At 34.8% G+C, this 22,694-nt stretch carries 19 protein-coding genes; 13 read left to right on the plus strand and 6 right to left on the minus strand.

The genetic code is table 11. From position 1 onward, the window contains the following. Window positions 1–99: 99 nt before the first annotated feature. The 4 genes from KF896_10185 to KF896_10200 all read left to right on the plus strand — a co-directional run bounded on the left by KF896_10185 (window position 100) and on the right by KF896_10200 (window position 3,843). Window positions 100–1,026, plus strand: a complete 927-nt coding sequence (locus tag KF896_10185) for a 4Fe-4S dicluster domain-containing protein (GenBank protein MBX3044071.1) — start codon at window positions 100–102, stop codon at window positions 1,024–1,026. Beyond that, window positions 1,026–2,243 carry a Ni/Fe-hydrogenase cytochrome b subunit gene (gene hybB, locus KF896_10190; protein MBX3044072.1) on the plus strand — a complete coding sequence of 406 codons (1,218 nt, stop codon included), beginning with the start codon at window positions 1,026–1,028 and terminating at the stop codon, window positions 2,241–2,243. Before KF896_10185 ends, hybB begins: the two co-directional genes overlap by 1 nt. A 14-nt stretch (window positions 2,244–2,257) precedes the next feature. Continuing rightward, window positions 2,258–3,529, plus strand: coding sequence for a cytochrome c3 family protein (locus KF896_10195; GenBank protein MBX3044073.1), 1,272 nt, complete (start codon window positions 2,258–2,260; stop codon window positions 3,527–3,529). A 137-nt stretch (window positions 3,530–3,666) separates the two neighbouring features. Beyond that, window positions 3,667–3,843: a hypothetical protein gene (locus tag KF896_10200; GenBank protein ID MBX3044074.1), complete on the plus strand. Its 177-nt coding sequence runs from the start codon at window positions 3,667–3,669 to the stop codon at window positions 3,841–3,843. Window positions 3,844–3,983: 140 nt separating this feature from the next. Here KF896_10200 and KF896_10205 read toward each other — a convergent pair whose 3' ends face one another. Further along, entirely contained in the window at window positions 3,984–5,060 is a 1,077-nt protein-coding gene (locus KF896_10205; protein ID MBX3044075.1) for a hypothetical protein, read from the minus strand. Window positions 5,061–5,440: 380 nt separating this feature from the next. Beyond that, window positions 5,441–8,269, minus strand: a complete 2,829-nt coding sequence (locus KF896_10210; protein ID MBX3044076.1) for a cytochrome b/b6 domain-containing protein — start codon at window positions 8,267–8,269, stop codon at window positions 5,441–5,443. A gap of 266 nt (window positions 8,270–8,535) precedes the next feature. On the opposite strand from KF896_10210, the gene KF896_10215 reads away from it, so the two are divergent. From KF896_10215 to KF896_10225, 3 genes are read left to right on the plus strand one after another with little or no spacing between them, the layout of a single operon-like run. Beyond that, window positions 8,536–8,877: a winged helix-turn-helix transcriptional regulator gene (locus KF896_10215; GenBank protein MBX3044077.1), complete on the plus strand. Its 342-nt coding sequence runs from the start codon at window positions 8,536–8,538 to the stop codon at window positions 8,875–8,877. Next, on the plus strand, window positions 8,874–9,956 hold the full coding sequence (gene arsB / locus KF896_10220; protein MBX3044078.1) for an ACR3 family arsenite efflux transporter: 1,083 nt from the start codon (window positions 8,874–8,876) through the stop codon (window positions 9,954–9,956). The genes KF896_10215 and arsB overlap by 4 nt, the downstream gene beginning before the upstream one ends. 37 nt (window positions 9,957–9,993) lie before the next feature. Then, complete coding sequence (locus KF896_10225) at window positions 9,994–10,686, plus strand: protein-tyrosine-phosphatase (GenBank protein MBX3044079.1); 693 nt, start codon at window positions 9,994–9,996, stop codon at window positions 10,684–10,686. 90 nt (window positions 10,687–10,776) lie between these two features. Here the strand turns inward: KF896_10225 and KF896_10230 are convergent, their stop codons facing one another. The 4 genes from KF896_10230 to KF896_10245 all read right to left on the minus strand — a co-directional run bounded on the left by KF896_10230 (window position 10,777) and on the right by KF896_10245 (window position 16,243). Beyond that, on the minus strand, window positions 10,777–12,708 hold the full coding sequence (locus KF896_10230) for a glycosyltransferase (GenBank protein ID MBX3044080.1): 1,932 nt from the start codon (window positions 12,706–12,708) through the stop codon (window positions 10,777–10,779). A 10-nt stretch (window positions 12,709–12,718) separates the two neighbouring features. Then, the gene (locus KF896_10235; GenBank protein ID MBX3044081.1) at window positions 12,719–13,441 is read right to left on the minus strand and encodes a polyprenol monophosphomannose synthase; all 723 of its coding nucleotides are present in this window, start codon (window positions 13,439–13,441) and stop codon (window positions 12,719–12,721) included. Between the two features lie 9 nt (window positions 13,442–13,450). Next, window positions 13,451–14,935 carry a sugar transferase gene (locus KF896_10240; GenBank protein ID MBX3044082.1) on the minus strand — a complete coding sequence of 495 codons (1,485 nt, stop codon included), beginning with the start codon at window positions 14,933–14,935 and terminating at the stop codon, window positions 13,451–13,453. A gap of 135 nt (window positions 14,936–15,070) precedes the next feature. Next, the gene (locus KF896_10245) at window positions 15,071–16,243 is read right to left on the minus strand and encodes a glycosyltransferase (protein ID MBX3044083.1); all 1,173 of its coding nucleotides are present in this window, start codon (window positions 16,241–16,243) and stop codon (window positions 15,071–15,073) included. A 237-nt stretch (window positions 16,244–16,480) separates the two neighbouring features. Here KF896_10245 and KF896_10250 point away from each other — a divergent pair, with 237 nt between their 5' ends. The 6 genes from KF896_10250 (at window position 16,481) to KF896_10275 (ending at window position 22,465) form a co-directional block, all read left to right on the plus strand. Continuing rightward, complete coding sequence (locus KF896_10250; GenBank protein ID MBX3044084.1) at window positions 16,481–17,350, plus strand: amidinotransferase; 870 nt, start codon at window positions 16,481–16,483, stop codon at window positions 17,348–17,350. After that, window positions 17,320–17,502 carry a hypothetical protein gene (locus KF896_10255; GenBank protein ID MBX3044085.1) on the plus strand — a complete coding sequence of 61 codons (183 nt, stop codon included), beginning with the start codon at window positions 17,320–17,322 and terminating at the stop codon, window positions 17,500–17,502. Before KF896_10250 ends, KF896_10255 begins: the two co-directional genes overlap by 31 nt. 4 nt (window positions 17,503–17,506) lie before the next feature. Next, window positions 17,507–18,169 carry an adenylate kinase gene (locus KF896_10260; GenBank protein MBX3044086.1) on the plus strand — a complete coding sequence of 221 codons (663 nt, stop codon included), beginning with the start codon at window positions 17,507–17,509 and terminating at the stop codon, window positions 18,167–18,169. Between the two features lie 243 nt (window positions 18,170–18,412). After that, a complete protein-coding gene (locus tag KF896_10265) occupies window positions 18,413–19,300 on the plus strand; it encodes a lytic transglycosylase domain-containing protein (GenBank protein MBX3044087.1) in 888 nt (295 codons plus the stop codon). An 8-nt stretch (window positions 19,301–19,308) separates the two neighbouring features. Continuing rightward, window positions 19,309–21,357 (plus strand): bifunctional (p)ppGpp synthetase/guanosine-3',5'-bis(diphosphate) 3'-pyrophosphohydrolase, encoded by a 2,049-nt coding sequence (locus tag KF896_10270; GenBank protein MBX3044088.1) that lies wholly within the window; start codon window positions 19,309–19,311, stop codon window positions 21,355–21,357. 166 nt (window positions 21,358–21,523) lie between these two features. Beyond that, window positions 21,524–22,465, plus strand: a complete 942-nt coding sequence (locus KF896_10275) for a lytic murein transglycosylase (protein MBX3044089.1) — start codon at window positions 21,524–21,526, stop codon at window positions 22,463–22,465. Window positions 22,466–22,694 lie beyond the last annotated feature (229 nt).

Consider the following 22,694-nt stretch of genomic DNA (forward strand, 5'->3'; position numbering starts at 1 on the left):
AAAACACTTATATGATACAACATATCAAAATATGTTTTTTTATTCACAATATTTTTGTTTATTTGTAATGTCTTTTTTAACAAATTTGTGAGATTTATTATGAAAAATATAAATCGCAGAGACTTTCTAAGGTTTTCTTCGGCGTTAACAGTCGCAGGAGCAGGCTTAAGTACAACCGCTAAAGCGGTTCCTGACAACATTTTGTCGCCTGACAGAATGGGTGTATTAGTAGATACAACTCATTGTGTTGGATGTCGAAATTGTGAATGGGCTTGTAAAACTTCGCATGGAATTCCTGCTGAAGACATCGAAACATTTCATAATCGCGAAGTATTTAAAGAATTTCGCAGACCCGGCAACGATTCTTACACCGTCGTAAATGAATTTGAAAACAAAAAAAATGAGCTATTACCTATAAATGTAAAATACCAGTGTATGCATTGTGATAAACCGGCGTGTGTGTCGGCCTGTATTGTTGGTGCTTTTACAAAGCAGGAAAATGGCTCTGTTATTTGGGATACAGATAAATGTATCGGCTGCCGTTATTGTATGGTTGCTTGTCCGTTTCAAGTGCCTACTTTCGAATACGAAGAAGCACTTAAGCCTGACATTCATAAATGTGATTTTTGTCATAGCCGCACAATTGAAGGCGGAATCCCTGCATGTGTGGAGATATGCCCTGTTGAAGCTTTAATGTACGGACCTCGTACTGAGCTTATCAGAGTAGCTCGAGAAAGGATCAGAAGAAATCCCGGTAAGTATAAAAATCACATATATGGCGAAAGAGAAGTCGGCGGAACTTCATGGATGTATCTGACTTCAGCAGATTTTGATTATCTGAGATTTCCAAAACATAAGGAAAGCACTGCTCCGGGTGTGTCCGAATCAATTCAGCATGGTATATTTGCATACTTCGTTCCACCGCTTGCATTATATGCTTGGCTTGGAGGTATTATGTGGATTTCTAAACGCAGAAAAGAACTTGTAAATGAAACTGAACAAGAAAAGCAGGAGGAGACTAAGTAATGGAACATCATGAAGCAAAACCAATTAACACGGTAAAATTCCTGACTCCGGGAGTTTTTATACTGATACTGATTGCACTCAACGGCATAGTTTTCATAGCCGGTAGGTTTTTATTTGGAATCGGTGCTGTAACAAATCTTGATAATATGTATCCCTGGGGTATTTGGATTGGAATAGATGTTGCCGCAGGCGTTGCTCTTGCTGCCGGAGGTTTTATATCTGCTGCAATCGGACATATTATGCACCGTGAGCATTATCATGTAATAGTTCGTCCTGCACTACTTACCGCAATGCTTGGCTATACTTTTGTTGCATTTGGTGTGTTTATTGATATAGGACGTTGGTATTATATTTGGCATCCACTTGTAATGTGGAATCCTAATTCCGCACTCTTTGAAGTTGGTATCTGTGTAATGATTTATCTTACGGTTCTTTACATAGAATTCCTGCCGATTGTAACCGAAAGATTTATGAATAAAGTAAATCTACCCGGTATCCTGAGAATATTTAATAATATTTTAAATAAAATATTGATTGCCTTAGATAAAGGCTTATCAAAAACTATGTTTGTGTTTATTATTGCAGGTGTTGTACTTTCTTCACTTCACCAATCATCGCTTGGAACACTGATGGTTATTGCCGGTGATAAAATGCACCCATTGTGGCAGACACCTATCCTACCACTGCTATTTTTAATTTCGGCTGTCGGGGTAGGTATTCCTATGATAATATTTGAATCATTAATAGCCTCGAAATCATTCAAACTTAAACCAGAAATGCCTGTATTATCGCGTCTGGCAACTTACGTCGGTCCAATATTGGGCGTATATTTATCATTCAAGCTGGGTGATTTAGTTATTAGGGAAGCATTTGTGTACCTTGTAGAATTCAATGTCCAGACCGTCATGTTTTTAATTGAAATGATTATTGGACTTGTTGTACCACTTGTAATGTTTTTGAATAAAAAAGTACTGGCTTCGCCTGCATATCTACTTCTTGCAAGTGGATTAGTAGTATTCGGAGTTCTTCTTAACAGAATAAATAACTTTGTTGTTGCTTACCATCCACCTTACGCTGACTATGCATACTTCCCATCTTACGGCGAGATTTCTGTAACTTTGGGTGCTGCTGCATTATTAATTTTATTGTACCGTGCTGCGGTTATGATATTCCCGGTAATTACGCCGGAAGAAGAAACTGCTCCAAAAAGCATATAAGGGAGGAAATTAAAATGAAAAACTATAAATGGTTATTAATTGTTGCTCTTTTGACTCTCGGAACTATATTTTTGTTTGGTTCTAATCTTAATGAGATTAAGAACAGTTCACAGCAGGAAGAGAGTGTAACTCCATCGGTTGCCAAACGGTTTACTACCGCTATGCCATCCGATAGGGAAATGTCGAAAGACCACGCCAAACTTGCAATTGATTGTAAGTCATGCCACTTTTGCGAATATCCAACTATCAACGACCCTTGCCTTTATAATTGTCCACGTAGCGAGATGGTTTCTATTCATCATTCAGCTGATGAAGGACCTGAAATTGTAGAAATGGATATGATTAAGGGCGATTATGGTGTTGTAATCTTCTCTCATAAGTTACACGCAGAGATGGCTGAAATGTCAGGTGGTTGCGAAAGCTGTCATCATTACAATACAACCGGTCCCGTTCTTAAATGTATCACATGTCACGAACCAAACAGAATTCGTGAAGACTTGAGCAAACCGGACCTTGAAGCCGCTTATCACAGACAATGTTTGACATGTCATCGCCAGTGGAGCCGTGAAACAAACTGCCAGGCATGCCATATAAACCAAAATTCACCTGATGTTGCTGCAACTATTAAGAGAATTAAGGATACTAAACATCCGCCGGTACACGAACCACAAAAGGTAGTTTATGAAACCGATTATGAGAAAGGAAAAATAGTAACATTTTTCCATGACCAGCATATTCACACTTTTAATATATCGTGTAATACCTGCCACCATGATGAAAACTGTATGCGTTGCCACGACGTTAATCTCAAGAAACTTCGTTCAGATGAGCTTGATAATCAACGTAAAAAAGTGCACTATACTTTCGAAGACCATCACAAAGCTTGTATTGATTGTCATCAGCAGGATGATTGCAGCAAGTGCCATAGAAGTGATGAGATGAAAGCATTTGACCATTTCAGGTCAACAGGATTTGACCTGAAGCCACGACACGATATGCTGAAATGTACTGCTTGCCACAAAGAACCCGGCAAATACAAAGGACTATCTAAGAGTTGTACTTCCTGCCACCCGCAATATGCACAGGGTAAGTTTGACCACAGACGAATAGGTCTGGAGTTGGATGATATTCATGCAGATATGGAATGTGGTGATTGTCATAAAGGAAACAATTTTGGTGCTGTTCCGAAATGCAATGATTGCCACGACGATATGTATCATCCGCATAATCTGCCGGGTAAGAGGATTTCGATTCAACGCGCCCAGAGCAATGGAAAGAAGAAATAATTCTAACTGAATGATTTAGCAATCGGGATTTAATTTTCTGATGAAAAATGTAATAAGCCGCTCCGAAGTATATTCAGGGTGGCTTTTTTTAAAATAATAAATTTGGTTTTTAAGCGTTTCATTTTTTTGAGATGTATATGAAAATTATTGATTGGAATGAAGATAATAATCTTGAATTGAAAATCAAACGTAATATATCGTTTGAGGAAATTATTATTGCGATGAACAATGGTAACTTGTTAGACGTAATTGCCCATCCTAATCAGATAAAATATAAAGGACAGAAAATCTTTTTTGTTAATATAAATAACTAGTGTCTGAACGAAAGGTATCAAGTAATCAAGAATTTTAATCAATTGTCACATTGAGCGGAGTCGAAGACTATAAAAAACACTTCGACTACGCTCAATGTGACACTTGGCTATAGTCATAACATAAGTATAAATAGGTTTCTTTATTTGATATTATCACAGCTGATTGCGTGTTTGTCACCTGCTCCATCATACTTCAGAGCTTGAAATTTATTACCGATATAATCCTCCTGATATGTAACCTGATAATATGCACACGAACCATCTTTGAATTTTAGCCCGATAGCAGCGCGAATATATCTATGCAGAATTGCACCGGAAATTTGGTGACGTCTGATGTGCCAATCAGGGTCAACTATAACAATTTTAATTACTTCACCATTTTCAAATCTGCCTTTAGCCCAATCATTAGATTTTTTTAGTGCTTCAATCATTTGCTTCTCGAGTTTCGCATCAGACTTGGACGCTTTTGGAAATTCAGCACTTTTTGCTCCGGCATTATGAGCAAAATCATTTAAATCATTCGATAATTTTGCATATTGATTAAAATTATCTCCACTTATCTTGAGCACTCCTGCAGCTGCTTCATCATAAGGGCATCGGATAACAATTTTCAGCTTATGCGACCCCGACTCCAACTTTGATAAAGTTTCGGTGTATTCAACCGGTCCGGTGTACTTCTTACCCCAAGGTTTAAAAGTATAGTTTGGATTTCCGTAAGATATTGTATTTTCAGGATTTGGTGCAATTTCAAAATTAATGTAATCATTCAATAACGCATCACCCGATACTCTTAATGTGCCGAAAACCAGCTGTTCTTCTGACTCTTCAAGATAGCTGTACTGAGGTGGCTTGACATGATAGATGAATATAATGACCTCCGGTCTCCCATCTTTAGTTAATTCCTTAATTGTTGCAGGTAATTTTGCAAGTGCATAAATATAATCGCCTGCTTTAAACTCATTTGAAAGTGATTGTGGGTTTTTCGGGTCTATTGGAAATGTTGAAAACACTACAGTGACAGGATCTTGCTTTAAAATTTTAGGAGTTTCGGCAATATTATCCTCAGAAACTTTGGGCTCAGCTTTTGTTTCAACCTCTGTTTTCTTTTCCTTTATCAATTCTTTAGCTTTTTTAAGATTTGGAAATTGCGCATTAACAGATGTTGCAATAATAAAAGCACCCAGCAAAATAGAAATAAATCGAATGACAGAACTCATAACACCCTCGTTTTATGATAGTTATACAAAAATATATATATTTTCTTAGTCAAAGATTTAGTACTGTTATACTAAAAAAATCTGAAATTGCTTATTGACAAAATGCATTCAAGAGCAAAAAAGTAAATTGTTTAGTTAATATACTAATTTAATCAAAAATAGTGATTATAAAATAAATAACCAAACATTATGTCAAAATATTTTTTAAGTCAAGAAAAATTTGCAGAAAATTATGTCAAAGTAATTTAAACTAAATATTCTGAAAAATTAAATTTACCCCGGTTGCATTTTATTAGGAATGTCTAATTATTTATAATTGTCGTACCGCACTTCGAAAGTGCGGTACGACTGATATTAAACAATAATATCTCAAATCTTGATTAAAAATATGCACCAAGAATAGATACAATAATAAGGAATACAATTACAAGTCCAGTAATCAGGGCTGACCAACCAAAAAACTTTATGACTTTATTCAAAGTTCTGTCAGGTGGATTTACAAACAATTTATCGAGTTGACCTTCTTCTTCGAGTCTGCGATATTCATCAGGTCTGTCGAATTTAAACTCTTCAAGCTCATAACTGCCTGAAAATATGACTGTATCCATCGGGAATTTTTCGGGTCTGAAATGAGTATTGAAAAAGTGTATTGTAAATATGAACCCTGCTGCAAGCAAAGCCTCATCGCTATGTATTATAGTTGCGACATTTATAAATTCTCCCGAAAAGAATTTTGTAAAAATATTCGGGAACCATAGCATCATACCTGTAGAACCAATCACAAAAATACCCCAGAATACCGCAAAATAATCAAATTTTTCCCAGTAAGTCCATCTTCCGTATTCCGGTCTTGGTCCTTTACCAATGAACCATTTCATAGAGCCGATAAAATCATGATAATCTTTCTTCGTTGGCAGCATAGTATCCGGTCCAAGGAGCATTTTTTTCAAGGAACCATATTCTTTACGTTTGTTTACAATTAAATCATAAATATGAGTAAAGAATACACCAAATAGTAAAATAGCTGCAAATCTATGTAAAAATCCTGCAATCTCGACACCACCGATTAACTTCACACTAAACTGTGCCCAGCCGGAATAAGAGAATTTCAGCATCATCCCTGTAGAAGCTAAAGTCAAGAAGCTAAGTATCATTATAACATGAAGGATTCTGCTCAAAGTATTAAATCTCATCACTCTTTTTCCGGAATGAGCCATTCCACCTGCAGCTTTTAATGCTCTGATTTCTTTTCTCATCTTTAGAGATTTTGGTAACCATAGTAAAGTATGGAACCATGAGACAACAAATGTACCAAGTAAAAGTAAAGTCATTCCCCAAAATGTAATATAAAGCATTGGATACTTATCAGGATCGTGATGTGTTGCGTGGGTCAGATATTTTGTAAACCCGATATTTGCGTTCGGATGACAACTTGAGCAAGTCTGAACAATATTCACCCGTGAAAGCGATGATTCAGAATGATTTATCGGCAAAATTGAATGTGAACTATGGCAATCATGGCATTTTGCCGAGCGAGCAGAACCAAGCATTGATGCTTTCCCATGGTATGTATCAAAATATGCCGAGCTGATTTTTTCATGACATTTGCCACAGGTTTCCATAATTGAAAATCGAAATTCATCTTTTGTCGGGTCTGTTACCGAATGTGCTACGTGACAGTCATTGCAAGCCGGTAAGGGATCATTAGATTTTGAAATGTTAGGAGAGTGAATACTTTTGCCAAATTTCTCACTAATTCCCCAGTGACATTTTCCACAAGTTTGAGAAATATTATCTTTATGGGTTGATGAAACCGGGTTTTGATGGTTCGATTCCAAATGTGCCGAGTGGCAATCAGAACAATTAGCTGTTACAAGCAGACCACTTATGGTTAGCCCCTGCCCGTGAACTGATTCTGTATAATTATTTATAATATTATCAATCCCATTTTCTTTTAGTCTTAAAGCAGCTTTATGACCATCCTGATGGCACTGTGAGCATAATTTCGGAATATTGGTTGTGAAAATCTTTGAATTAGGGTTATGCTTTGGAAGAATTTCATGCTCACCGTGACAAGTTATGCACGATGGGGCATCCCCATCACCGGTTAGATTGAATTTACCGTGGCTACTTGTCATAAAATTATTTTGAACTTTATCGTGACAACTTCCACAATTTACTTTTGTAGTGATTGTCTCACAAGAGCGTATTTTAGATGGACGAACTTCTATATGGCACTTACTGCAAGCCAGTTCATTATGAACCGAATGGTCGAGTTTAGAAATATCAACATAAAGTGACCTGCCGTCTGATGATGCTTTAATATCTTTCTTTTGATGACAGTTAAGACATTCTTTTTTTGCAAGACCTACGTCATAAAATGCCTTTCTTGCCTTATGAGGTTGGTGGCAATCTACACAAGCTGGCAGTACATGCTCTTCTTTCTCCCAAAGCTGTCCGTCAATAATTTTATCATGCACCTCTTCGATTCTTGCATGACATTGTGTACAAGTTTTTGCTATATTACTTCTTGCAATTGAAGACCTTTTATCTGTATGAGGCAAGATTAAATGCGCACTATGACAAGACACACAAGTAGCTGTTACTGTCAGCCCCTTTTTGAAAAGCCCTTCACCATGAATACTTTCTGTGTAATTTTCCAAAATGTGTGATTGTGGAATATTGCGCATAAGCTGTACAGGAGAGCCCTCCTGATGACATTTACCACACAAGAATGGTATTTTAAGAGGAGCAACCGGGGACTTCTCGGATTTAACAGGTACAATTTGGTGGCTACCGTGACATATTTTACATGTAGGTGTAAGGGGGTCGCCTCTTTTTCCTGATACCCCGTGCATACTTATGTCAAAATCTTTTTGTTCTTTCTGATGGCATTTTCCGCAAGTAGCCGGCTTCAAGTCGTCTTCATGAGGTGTTTCTACACCATCAAGGTCGGTATGACAGTCAATACACTTTGCCTCAGCATGAACAGAATTCAAAAGGTGAACAGAATTTACGTAAACTGATACGCTTTTGCCTTTAATTTGACCTTTCAAATCCTTATCATCATGACACATCATACAGTCTTCATTTTCTTCAGGCATTTCTACCTGCTTACTACTCACTGAACTTATCATTGAGAAAGTTGAGTAAATAACAAAAACTGCCAATACGAAAATAATCGCATGATTTATTCTTATATATTTCATCATGAGACTTTCAATCTCCACAATATGAAAAAATGTAATTTTAAAAATGTAAAATAATATATTTTAAACAATAAAAAAAATAATTTTTTAACTTGAATATATATTAAATATGAATATTTATATATAGTTACAATAATATCGTAAAAATGCGTTAATTGCAACTTAATACACCCCGTCATACTGTTTTATGTGATTTACATGTTGAAAATAACAAATTATGAAATAATGCAAAATATATATCGTATATTTACGATATACGATATATTATGATTACAAATGATGAAAAATATAATGAAAAAGATGTGCTGATTGCAAAATTTGCAAAAGCATTAGCACATCCTGCAAGAGTGCAGATAGTTAAATTTCTAGCAAGTCAGAAAGATTGTTTCTGCGGGAATATTGTTGATTATGTCCCGCTTTCGCAATCAACCGTTTCGCAGCATCTGAAAGAATTGAAAGAAGCCGGATTGATTGTCGGCAGATACCAGCCGCCAAAAATTTATTATTGTATTAACAAAGAAAATTGGAAAATTGCAAAAACGCTTTTTGATGAAATCTTTGCGACAAATATTGATAATATTTGTACAACAGGTGATGATAAAATATGAGTAGTTTAACTAAAAAACTAAGTTTCTTAGATAGATACCTCACATTGTGGATATTTCTGGCAATGTTTATTGGAGTATTTTGGGGATATTTATTTCCCGGAATTTCAGATTTCTGGAATCAGTTTAATGCCGGCACTACGAATATTCCAATTGCAATAGGTTTAATTATAATGATGTATCCACCGCTTGCAAAAGTTCGCTATGAAGATTTGGGCGATGTGTTCAGAAATTGGAAAGTTTTGGGATTATCTCTCGTACAAAACTGGTTCATTGGACCAATTCTGATGTACTTTCTGGCAATATTGTTTTTAAGTGATTATCCTGCATATATGAACGGATTAATCATGATAGGGCTTGCCCGCTGTATAGCAATGGTAATTGTCTGGAACGAACTTGCCAAAGGTGATACAGAGTATGCTGCCGGATTGGTTGCATTCAATTCAATTTTTCAGGTTTTATTCTTTTCGGTCTATGCGTATGTATTTCTAACAATTTTGCCGGGTTGGTTTGGGCTGAAAGGTACAGAAGTTGACATTACAATTGGTCAGATTGCAGAAAGTGTATTCATTTATCTGGGAATTCCATTCATTTCAGGAATTTTGACACGATTCACATTAATAAGACTCAAAAGTAAAGAGTGGTATCATACAAAATTTATCCCAAAAATCAGTCCGCTTACTTTGATTGCACTTCTCTTTACAATTGTTGTGATGTTCTCTCTTAAAGGTGAATTGATTATCGAGATTCCTTTTGATGTTGTAAGAATTGCAATACCTCTTTTGATATATTTCGTAATCATGTTTCTGATTTCATTTTATATGGGATGGAAAATCGGAGCGGATTACTCCAAAACGGCTACTCTTTCATTCACTGCTGCAAGCAACAACTTTGAGCTTGCCATAGCAGTTGCTATTGCTGTTTTTGGAATAAATTCAGGTGAAGCATTTGCTGCAGTTATTGGTCCATTGGTAGAAGTTCCTGTACTGATTGCACTTGTAAATGTATCTTTATTTTTCCAAAGAAAGTATTTTAAAAGTCCTGAAAAAGGTAGTATTAAGGCGCCGGATGTATGTCCTTAAGATGTCAATTTTTTATTAAAATTTATAGGATTAAATTATGAACGAGTTTTTTGTAATTTTGTTTCTTGGCATAATGCTTGGAAATGTAGCAATGGGTTCAGAAATATTACCTGAACTAAAAAAATATGCTGATGATTCAGCAGGTGATATTAACTTAATTCCTTCTGAGCGCCAAGTTCAGCTTGATGAAATTGCTGCTTATTTAACGAACAGAGTTCAGCAAGGAAAAAATATTGATATGACATTTATCTGCACGCACAACTCACGCAGAAGTCATATTTCGCAATTGTGGGCGGCAGTAGCGACTGAATATTACGGTATTCCGAATGTCAGAACATATTCAGGCGGGACTGAGGCAACTGCTTTCAATCACCGCTCTGTAAGAGCTATGAAAAAAGCCGGTTTCAGTATTGATGTTTTGGAAGATGGCAAAAATCCTGTTTACTTATGCAAGTTTGCAGATGGTAAAGAGCCGTTAAAAGCATTTTCAAAAGTTTATGATGAGAAGTCAAATCCTCAATCAGATTTTATTGCTGTGATGGTATGCTCCGATGCCGATGAAGCCTGTCCATTTGTTAGTGGAGCTGCTGAAAGGTTTTCTCTTCCCTACGACGACCCTAAAAATTTCGATAATACTGAGCTTGAAGAATCAAAGTATGATGAAAGAACAAAACAAATAGCTACCGAAATTTTGTATTTGTTTTCAAAAGTCAGAAACAAGGTGAATTGATTTAAAATTAATATCGGTAGGAAGTTTACCATTTTGGTACATTGCTTCCTACTGCTTAATTCAAAATAATTTGAAAATAAAAATGAATATTTACCTACCAACAAATAAATATTTAATTAGTATTTCAAGATCAAGAGTAACAGAATAATTTTTCAGATAATATTCATTAAGCTCTCTGATTGCTTTTTCAGGAAGATTTCCTACCGACGACATATCCGCAAGCGATATCAAACCCACCTTTAAGCTTGAGTAATAATCCGAGCCACTTTTAATTCCAATAAATGTTTTTCTTCCAAAAAGAACTTTCAATACTTCATTCAAACTAATCCCTTTTGATTTTAGTATGAAAAGTGGGAAAATAGTCATCAGACATAATATTGGAATTGATATATCAAATATTCTTTTAATTATTTTGTACCTGATCAAATTAATATTATACTTTGGGAGACTGTTACCTGAATAAGTTATATTATTAATTAATTGCGATGCTACAAAATCCTCATATCTGTGAGCTAAATGATATCTTGCACTACGAATTGATGAAGCTGTTAAAATGCCCATAATTCTTTCACCAGTCATTTCAGGGTCGCTAATTATAATATTATTAATCTTATGCTCTTTAATTACAGCATCAAGATGTCTTATACTGCCAAGCCAGCTTATCTCTGAATTGCTTTCAATTCCTGCATTATCGCTTACATATCCGGCAATAGTTATATCTAAAGGATTAACAACTCTGAAATCATCAAGAAGTTGTGAAAAATTTTCAGGACTTCCTACAAATACTGCCCTGACATTTTCAACGTTATGTTTACCTTTGAAAGTATTAAGGAATATTCTGAATATTGTCGAGAAAATTATCGAAAGTCCAATAGTGCTGAGAAGAGTTCCGCGACTGAAACGATATTCAGTGAAAAAGTAGGTTAAAGTCGAAAGTGCTAAAAAACTCATTGCATATCCGAATACCGAACTTGCTATAGAGCCCGATTCTTCAAAATATTCACCTGCTAAAATCATACTTATTATAAGTACAATCACAGGCAAAATAAATACTGTAGGGTATGCATAATCCGGAAATCCCAGAATATCTCCAAAAACAATATAAGTACCTACAAAAAGACTGAGAATTAAAAATATTGAATCAGCTGCTATAAGAATCATATCTCGTTTGTATTTCAAAGCATAAGCAAATGCAGAACGGATTTTAATACCCAATCTCATAAATTTTAGAAAAACTGTCGAGCCGGCATAATGCTTACGGGCAAATATTTCCATTGCATTATAAAAAATCTTGATGTCATCTAAACTACTGCGTTTTGAGCTCTCACCCTTATAGTGAATGATAGAAGTTGTGTGAACATACGCATTTTTGTATCCGGCAAGAAACGACCGATAGCATAAATCAATATCTTCGCCGTACATAAAAAAGTCAGTATCAAAGCCCCCAACTTCTCTTATAACATCAGCTCTTGCGAACATAAATGCACCGCTGACAGCTTCAGTATAATAAGTTTCGTCAACAGATAGAAATGTTTGGTTATATCTGCCAAATAACTTCGATTTTGGAAATAAAGTCTGAAGCCCAAACAGTTTACAAAATGATGCCCATGGAGTTGGAAATCCTCTCCTGCAAGCCGCTTGAAAGGAGCCGTCAGCATTCAATATTTTGCAAACAGATATTCCGACTTCAGTATGATTTTCCATATAATCATACATTACATCAAGAGTATTTTCCTGAAGTATAGTATCCGGATTAAGTATTAGTATGTATTTACCACTTGCGAAAGTAAATCCGAGGTTATTTGCTTTACTGAATCCCAAATTTTCATATGATGATATGAATTTTACTTGTGGAAAAAGAGGCTCTAAAAATTCAATTGACCCATCCTGAGAATTGTTATCTACAACAATAGTCTGAATACGAAGCTTTCCTGCGGCATCTTCAACTGATTTAAGGCACTTGTAAAGATAATCGCGTACATTGTAATTTACTATTACTATCGAAACATCGTTTTGAAACATATTAGGGTGATTATTTATTCTTATTTTTAAAGGAGCCTTTAAACAATTTCAATTTCCAAACCAAAAATATCGCTTCATATATAATACTTTTATTCATTTTGGAAACACCGCTTCGTCTGTCAACAAAAATAATAGGAATTTCCTTAATTCTTGCACCGTTTACCCACATTCTATAGTTCATTTCAATCTGAAAGCCATAGCCGTTTGTCTTTACTGAAGCAATATCTATTTCTTTAAGCTTTGATGCACGGAAACACTTGAATCCACCGGTTGCATCCATAATTGGCATACCGGTAATAATTCGGGTGTACATGTTGGCTCCATAGCTTAATATAAGCCTGCTAAGGGGCCAGTTAATGACATTTACGCCCTTGATATATCTTGATCCAATCACCAAATCATTCTCTTCCAAAGCTTCAAGGAATCGAGGAAGCTCATTCGGGTCATGAGAGAAGTCGGCATCCATCTCAAATATTGCCTCAAAACCCAAGTCGAGAGCATATCTGAAACCATCGCAATATGCAGTGCCTAATCCCATTTTGCCGGGACGCTTAATGAGATGAATCCTGTTATCCTCAAGCATCATTTTTTTTACCTGAGCAGCAGTTCCGTCGGGAGAATTATCATCCACAACAAGGACATTTATCCCATCAACTTTTGTCAGAACTTCATTGATAAGAAGCTCAATATTTTCAATTTCATTATATGTCGGTATTACAATAATAGATTTCATTTTTCCCTCTTATGCCTGCCCGTGACCGGTTACTACACACCACACAGTACGAATTACAATTTCAACATCAAGTTTCAAACTCATATTTTCAATATAATAAAAATCGCCTTTAATTCTATATTTTATTTCGTCAAGACTTAGAGTATAGCCTGCAGACTGAACCTGCCACCAACCCGTAATGCCGGGTCTGACTTTAAGTCTTCTTTTGTAATGAGGTATTTCTTTAGCAAACTCCTCTACAAATTTTGGTTGCTCGGGTCTTGGACCTACAACACTCATATCACCTATCAGTACGTTAAAAAACTGTGGAATCTCATCTAAATGAGTTTTACGAATAAATTTTCCAAACTTTGTAACGCGGGGGTCATTTACAACTGTCCATTTTTGCTCGTTTCGCTCCGGCTCAAATGTCATTGACCTGAATTTATAAATATTAAAAATTTTACCGTCCTTCCCTACCCTCGGCTGTACATACATAAAAGGACCTTTGGAGTCAATTTTTACTCCTATTGCTACTAAAATCCACAGTGGCAATCCGCCAATCAAAACAATTAAGCTGAAAGTAATATCAAAAATTCTTTTGATAGCTTCCTGCCATGGTTTCATTAGTTGTGTGCTGATTTCAATCAATGGAATTCCATATAAATTTTGTGTTTTTGTCTGACCTGTAAAAATATCATATAAGTCAGGTTCAATTCTGACTCTTAGATTTCTGTCCGAACAAATTGATACGACCGAAAGAAGAATTTCATGATTCGTTTTATCTGAACATATCAGAACTTCTTCAGGTTTAAGTGTATCAACAAAGTATTCAAGTTCATTCATATTACCAATTACATAAGGAGCAAGTTTATCATATTCGAAATTATCATCAAATTTTTCAAAATCATCAATGAGAACAATTCCCATTGACTTAAAACCCCATGATGTACTTTCTTCAGTTTTCAGAAAAAAATCGTATGCTCTTTTCGGAGTACCAACAATCAATACAGGAATATGTAATATCCTTCGGCGTCGAAGTGATTTTTCGATATTTCTTGCAACTGTCCTACCTGCAATAATTGTTACTGACATGAGTAAAAAATAAATCAAATATAATTGTCTGGGGGAAGCATCACTATCATACTTAACTGCAAATATAATTATCGCACATCCAATCAGAGTTACCTTCATTACTGCCCAAATTTCATCAAATGGTGATCTCTCGTACCAATTTTTGTACATACCTGAAAAGAAAAATACGATCAACCAGAAAATCAGGAATATTGATGTACCCATCAAAATTTCTATTATTCCGGGTTTGACAAGAGTGTAGTAAATTCCACTTTCAAATCGGATATAATAGTAAAATAAATAGCTGATTATGATTGCTGCAACATCAAATATCGACTGAATCAAAGCTTGGGAATGCCTTGATTTAAAATATGGTTTTCGCTGAATTTGGATATCAGGAAACTTGTCTGTTATGATTTTGTTTGCATTTGCAAAACTCATTTGGAACTAATCACTTAATTTTTTACAAATTAATATTTTCAAAAATAACTTATTTTTTTTTATTTTTAGCATTATATAAATGTTTATCCTTTCATATTAAAAATTAATGCTTATACGAATATAAATATTAAAGCCTTAATCGGAAAATCCTTCTCTGTTCCAGATAGCATTCTGCTGTTTCTTAATAAATCTTATTAATCCCAGTAAAGAGCTGTAATTCATAGAAACAAAAAATACAAACAATCTCAAAATACTGATGTTGAATCTCATTTTTTCAAATATAAAGCCTAATAATGCCATTGAATAAAGCAATAATTGAGGAATCGCAAATATATAAATTAAGCTTGAATTATAAAAAAATCCAACAATTGTTGTGATTACTAATGCGAACATAAAAACAGGGGAAAGCCACCTGAATATTTTATGTGACCAAATAAAAAATGATGTAATACCAAATTGGAAAATATTAAGCAATTCTTTATGATAAACAACTGTTGCCCATCCGCCTGCTACAGCTCTGACTCTTCTGTGATATTCATTACTCAGGCTTTTAGGTCTGATTTCGTAAGCTTTTGCTTCACAGGCAAAAAGCATTCTCTTTTTACTTCTTAAAACAGAGTAAACATTATGCAAATCATCACATACAAAATTATTGGGTATTGGAATAAAATATTCTTTCCTGATTGCATAGAGATAACCCAATGAATTGACGTTTGAATCAATTATCGCCTCATTGATTCTGATATTTTCCTCATATCTGTGATACAAAGAATCGCCTTCACTTCCTGCATTAACAGTAGTGCCATCTCCAACGACTTTCTGCGATGCTATTACACCACCAACATTATCATTTGAAAAATATTTTATCAAATTCGAAACTGTGTCTACATTTAATCTGACATCAGCATCCATAAATAAAATTATGTCGGTTTGAGCATCAGGTACAATTGTATTAAGTACAATATTCTTGCCTCCTCTTGAAAGTTCTACAAATTTAATATTTGAATTAGATTTAGCAATCTTGCTGAGGATTTCATTTGTTTTATCTGTTGAGCCATCTGAGCCTATTATTATATTTATTTTTGCAGTAGGATAATCTGAATTCAATATTGATTTTATTGCTTCCTCAATCAATAATTCTTCATTGAATGCTGCTAAAATAAAAGTAATATCAGGTTTATCTTTTAAGTCTGGTTGAATTTGTGCAGGAATAATAAATGATAGAAACTTAAGCAAAACAGGATATATCAGGAAGTTATATACTGTTAAAAAACCTATAAAAATTAATATTAAATCAATTAGAGCCAATATTATATCCAAATTAATCATAAAAATATTCAGTATTTTTATCTTTAGTCTTAATAAAAAAAACTGAAATTTGGTCGTTCTGACTTATTCAATATTAATTAGACGATTATAAACGATATTCTTATACTGCAATTTCAATATTGAATAATTTACAATATTACACATCCTTATAATATATATTACTGATTTCGTCCATAGCATAAATACAATTACAAAATTTAAAATAGTTTTTTCCTTATGTATCAATTGAATATTAATTCTGAAACTGCACCTCTGAAGTCAGTTATGATTGGAATTGCAAGCGATAGAGGTAATAAAGTTCACGAAAATAATCCCAAAATTTCGAAATATTTGAAGCAAGGAACTTTTCCTACAGAAGAAGTTTTAATCGGTCAGGTTGACAAATTTGCAAATACAATTGAAAGTGCAGGAATTGAAGTACTCAGACCAGAAAATATTACAAATCAGGATCAGATTTTCACACGTGATATCGGATTTGTTATTGGCGAAAAGTTCGTTCTGGCGAATATGAAAAAGTCCAATCGCAAGGCTGAGCAGGACGGGCTTGAGGGATTACTGAAAAATATCGAGATTAGCAAGATTCTCACTCCTCCTGATGATGCATCAGTTGAAGGCGGTGATGTAATAATTCATGGTAAATATGTATTTGTCGGGCTTACGGGCAGAACAAACTATAAGGGCTACGAGTTTCTGAAGTCATCTTTTCCTGAGCGGGAAGTTGTGCCATTTCACATGTATGTAACAGATAATCCTGCAACAAACATACTTCATCTTGACTGCGCTTTTCAGCCGGTTGGAGATAAGTACGCAATTATTTACGAAGATGGCTTCGTACATTATCCTGATGCAATTGTTGATGTATTCGGTAACAACAACCTGATAAAAGTTACCCAATACGAGATGTATCACATGAACCCGAATATATTCTCATTATCACCTGAATTAGTCATAACTGATGAAACATTTGACAGACTTAACCCATTGTTGAAAGACAAAAATATCAACACAATAGAAGTAAATTATCGAGAAGTATCAAAACTTGGTGGGCTTTTCCGATGCTCGACAATGCCTCTGATAAGAACATAAATAAGAATCCGGAAATAACTCCTGATGATTATTACTTCAATGAAGAAGGTCTCATGGTTTTTACTGCTAAGTATCACTTGAAACGTGGCTATTGCTGCAAAAGTGGTTGTCTGAACTGTCCATGGAATTATAAGAAAAAAAATAAAATATAAAAATATGAACTTAATACTACTTGCACCCCCCGGTGGTGGAAAAGGAACTCAGAGCAGTCTGATTTATAATGATTTTGGAATTCACAGGATTTCAACAGGTGATTTATTACGCAAACATAAAGAGCAAAGAACAAAAATTGGCAAGGAAGCACGAAAATATATGGATGCAGGTGAGCTTGTTCCGGACTATATACTGACTGAAATTCTGAAGACTGAGCTGATTAAGGAAAAATATAAATCAGGATTTTTGCTTGACGGATACCCGAGAACTCTTGCTCAGGCAATTGAACTTGAATCTTTGACTGAAAATATCAACTCAAAAATTGATCTTGTTATTATATTAGATGTACCGGCAGAAGAACTTCTGAACAGACTCGGCGCCAGACGAATTTGCAAAATATGTGAGCGGGTTTATAATCTCAAATTTCATCCACCCGATAATCCCAATAAATGTAACGAGCCATGTGGCGGTAAATTATACCAGCGCGATGACGATAAACCCGAGACTATCATTAACAGGTTGAAAATTTATGAATCAAAAACACGGGAACTTTTAGAATATTATTCAAAAATGCCTGTAACTCAAACTCTCGACGGCACAGGTAAAGTACAGAGAGTCTATGACCGTGTAAAAGATTTGATAGAAAAAGTCCGTCAAGATGATTAAATTATCATGAGTTTGAATATACATCCCATACCATTAGGGCAAGGAACCTTATTTGCTGAATGATTTTAGAAATTGAGAATAAATCGGGTTATTTATAATTATGTATTCCATAGTAATATACCAATTTAGAGGAACTTCAGCCAACGAATTATACCTATAAAGTCCCTAAATTATACTTTTTTCTCTTCATTTCCGTTTAATTGCTTTTTAAATTTAATCTAAATAAATCAAATGATTATTAATATGAAAATTATATATTTACTTTTATCTATTTTACTATTTTCCTGCTCAGACTCGAAACCCTTAATCAGTGAATCAGCATTAAATGCCCAGAATCATTTTGAATTTATTTCATCTCTTGACCTGCCTGAAAAGCTTGACTTTTGTGGTGAAGAGTTACCACTCGATGACCCTGAGATCCGTGAACGTGCTGAGCGTGAATTTTACCTCATGTTTCAGCAACCCGGGCAGATAATGCTTTATCTCAAGCGTTCAGGAAGATATTTTCCAATGTTCAGAGAAGTGATAAAAGAGCATAATATGCCTGAAGATTTGGTATATTTATCAGTTGCTGAAAGTGCTTTATATATGTCTCGCTCAAGTGCCGGAGCAATTGGATTATGGCAGTTTATGCCTGAAACAGCCAAGATGATGGGTTTAAGAGTAGATGATTTTGTTGATGAAAGGCGACATCCCGAGAAAGCAACTCATGCCGCAATGAAATATCTTAAGCAGGGCTATAATAAACACAAATCATGGATTCTGACTGCGGCAGGCTACAATATGGGGCATACCGGACTTGCAGAAAATTTAAATTTCCAAAGTGTGGAAAACTATTTCGATTTACATCTTAACGAAGAAACATCACGCTATATTTTTCGAATTGCAATAATCAAAAACATCATGCAAAATGCCGAAAGGTACGGCTTTAAAGTGTCAGAAGAACGTAAATATTCAGCTGATAAAGTTAAGCTGATTAAAGTCACTTCTGCATTAGCAGACCTCTCAGCATGGGCAAGAGCCGAGGGCACTTCGTACAAACATGTCAAACGCCTGAATCCATGGATATTGAAACGCAGTTTACCTGCACCTGCTAAAGGTTCATTTTATGAAATTGCTATTCCGGATTAAATATCGAAATGACAGAAAATATTTTAGATAAACTTGAAAAAACTGCAAAAAACATCTACGATACTAGTACAGCTTCTTTTTGTAATGAAATAGCTATTGAAATACACAACCTTAAGTTTGATGAGGAATCAATTGCTGCTGCATATTTTATTAAAGCAAATACTAAAGATGCTGCGATACGAACAATACTAACAAAGTCTTTCGGTGAAGGATTAATTCCTAAAATTGAGCTTCTCCAAAGGTTAGGCAGTATTTCATTTCCCGAAACACAGAAGAATATTTCCGGTTTAAGAAAATTATTTATTGAGCTCACAGATGATGTCAGAATAATTTTTATTAAGCTGGCTGAGCGACTTGTCAATCTAAAACACGCCGATAAAGTAAAGCACGACGACATATTGCAGCTGTCGGAAGAAGCGCTTTATTTTTATTCACCGATAGCTCAGCAGCTTGGTATCAGAAAGTTTTATACTGAACTCGAAGACATTGCTTTCAAAAATCTTTATGAGGATGATTTTAATTACCTTGAGAAAATGATTGAATCACACCGCAATTTATTTAATACTAAAATCAACACTATGAAGCTCGAACTTCAGAAGGTATTGAATAAATATAAAATCAATTTCAGATTTCAGGCACGTGTAAAAAGACCTTACAGTATTTACAGAAAAATAAAGAAACAGAGAATTCCTTTAGAGAAAATTTATGACTTACTTGCTCTGCGGGTAATTGCAGAAAGCCGCGAAGAATGCTATATGATATTAGGTGCAGTACATAATAACTGGATACCGATTGAAGGCAGATTCCGAGACTGGATTACATTCCCAAAAGCAAATGGATACCGTTCAATTCAGACTACAGTTTCAACCCGTAGCGGCGATAAGTATGAAATACAAATTCGCACAGAAGAAATGCACCATGAAGCTGAATATGGCTCATCAGCCCACTGGGCTTATAAGCAAGGAGCTGAAATCAAAAAAAATGATTGGATATCCCGTCTGAGGGAATTTCTCGAAAATGATGAATATTTCGATAATCCTTTTGCTGTTTTTGATAAGCTCAAAAATGAGATGAAACGTGATTATATCAATGTTCTTACACCAAAAGGCGAAATCCGCTCTCTGCCGGAAGGCTCTACTCCGCTTGATTATGCTTTTGCAGTTCATACTGATTTAGGCTACAAAACAACAGGTGCCCGTGTAAACGGCAAGTTTGTCAGTGTAAAAACTGAGCTTAAAAGCGGCGATGTAATTGAAATTATAAGTTCAAATAATGCTACTCCGTCGCGCGATTGGCTGAATATTGTCAAAACCAACAGAGCAAGGTCTAAAGTTCTACGCTGGTTTAAGAAAAACGAACAGGATTTATTAATCGCTGATGGTAAAAATACCTGGGAAAAGCTTAAATCAAAGCACCGGCGTAAATTAATCGGATTTGAAGACGAGCAGAAATTTAAGAGTAATCTTGCAAAAATCGGCTACAAGTCTCTTGATGACTACTACTATAGCATTGCAACCGGTGGAGTGAAATGTACACTTTTCCAACTTAAAAAACTCTATCCTGATGCTTTCAGAAAGCAGGAATATATCAGAAGAGGATCGTCCGGCACCGGATTTAAAGAACAGAAACCGCAAATCCGTGTGGAAGGACTTGAAAATATCGAGGTTAAGCTTGCTAAATGTTGCTCACCTATAAAAGGTGAAGCGATAATTGCATATATTACCAAAAAATCGGAATTGAAAATTCATTCGAAAAATTGCTTCTACATACAATCGCATGAATTTGAACCCGAAAACTTCAAAAATGCCGAATGGCTCGTCGGTGAGTTTATTCAAATTGTAAATCTCAAAATTTTCGGAGACAGCTACAGTAAAATTCTATCGCTTGTTGTAGATACTGCAGATAGTCTCAAAGTTAAAATCCTCGACACTAAAAAACTTTCTAAAGGAAATGTCGAAGGGCTGAATCTGGAAATTGAAATTAAAGAAATTGAACAATTAAATAATTTTAAAAACAAGCTGAAAAATTCAAAATTTGTGGAATCAATCAAGAATTAATTTTTCCACAATGAAAAAACTAATAAAATAATATATTATTAAAAAAGTATATACTTATTGTATTGTAACTTTTTTGATTTTTATTAGTCTATATATTAAGTATAAATTTGCATAAAGTCCGGAAGTGTTTGAAAATAATAAATATGGTCTCACAGGAATAATTATAATGATGTTGATGGTTATGTCATCGTCAGATATTTCATTTTCGTCAGACATCAAACTTAATGAATCATCCAAAAAAGAATTCTTCAAACCGGTAGTTGAAAAGCTTACAGAGCGTGGAGTTGCAACCGAGTTTATTGATAAAATCATTGAATATGAAAATACTGAATTTAGCGACAGATTTGTAAAAATTAATGTTACTGGTTACCTGAACAAGGCAGATTATTCAAGTCATTATAATAAAACTTCAGTAAATAAAACTAAGCAATTCCTAAAAAGCAATATAAACTTATTAGAATTAGCAGAAATCAAGTACAATGTACCGAAGGAAGTTATTGCTTCGGTTCTGTGGGTTGAAACTCGTCACGGAAGCTACCTTGGTAACAGCCACGTAGCAAGTGTTTACTTAAGTACTGCAATGTGTTCGGAGCCACAATATATCGAGATGAACATTAAAAATCTGCACGATAAATTCAAAGGTAGCAAAGATGAGCTTGCACAGCTCGAAACAAGAATTTATGAGCGCTCTGAAAAAAAATCCAACTGGGCAATTGACCAGCTTGTGGCACTTGAAAAAATCGAAAAAATTTCTCCTGTCCATCCTTTGGATTTGAAGGGTTCGTGGGCAGGAGCTTTTGGAATATCTCAATTTATTCCTACCAGCTACGTTTCGTGGGCTGTTGATGGCGACGGTGATGGTGAGATAAATTTATACCACCTTCCTGATGCAATTTTTTCTGTCGCAAATTATTTAAAATCTAATGGTTGGGGAATTTCTGAAGAGGAAATGCGTGCAGCAGTCTTTCATTATAATAATTCATCCGCATATGTTGATGCTGTCCTCAAACTTGCTGATTTCATTACCGATAAACCCCCGCAGTCGGAAAATCAAGGTTCATTGCCTTACTTAGAAAGACATGATAGAGCTACTGCCGGAAATGAATAAAATTTCTTTTTTTTTCATTTAATAAATAAGTTTTATCTTCGTTTACACTATTAAGTGAATTGGAATATAATAAAAGTTCTTAAATTATAATTTTAATGTTACGAAACCCTCGTTTTAAAACATTATAATATCTTAATTTTTTTTATTAATTTTTTTTCCTATTTTTGTTATTGGAAAAATTATTTTTATTAAAAAAATAGAATTGACTGATTTATAAACTATTCATTAA

The organism is Ignavibacteriota bacterium, from assembly GCA_019637995.1.
Taxonomy (GTDB): domain Bacteria; phylum Bacteroidota; class Ignavibacteria; order Kapaibacteriales; family UBA2268; genus JANJTB01.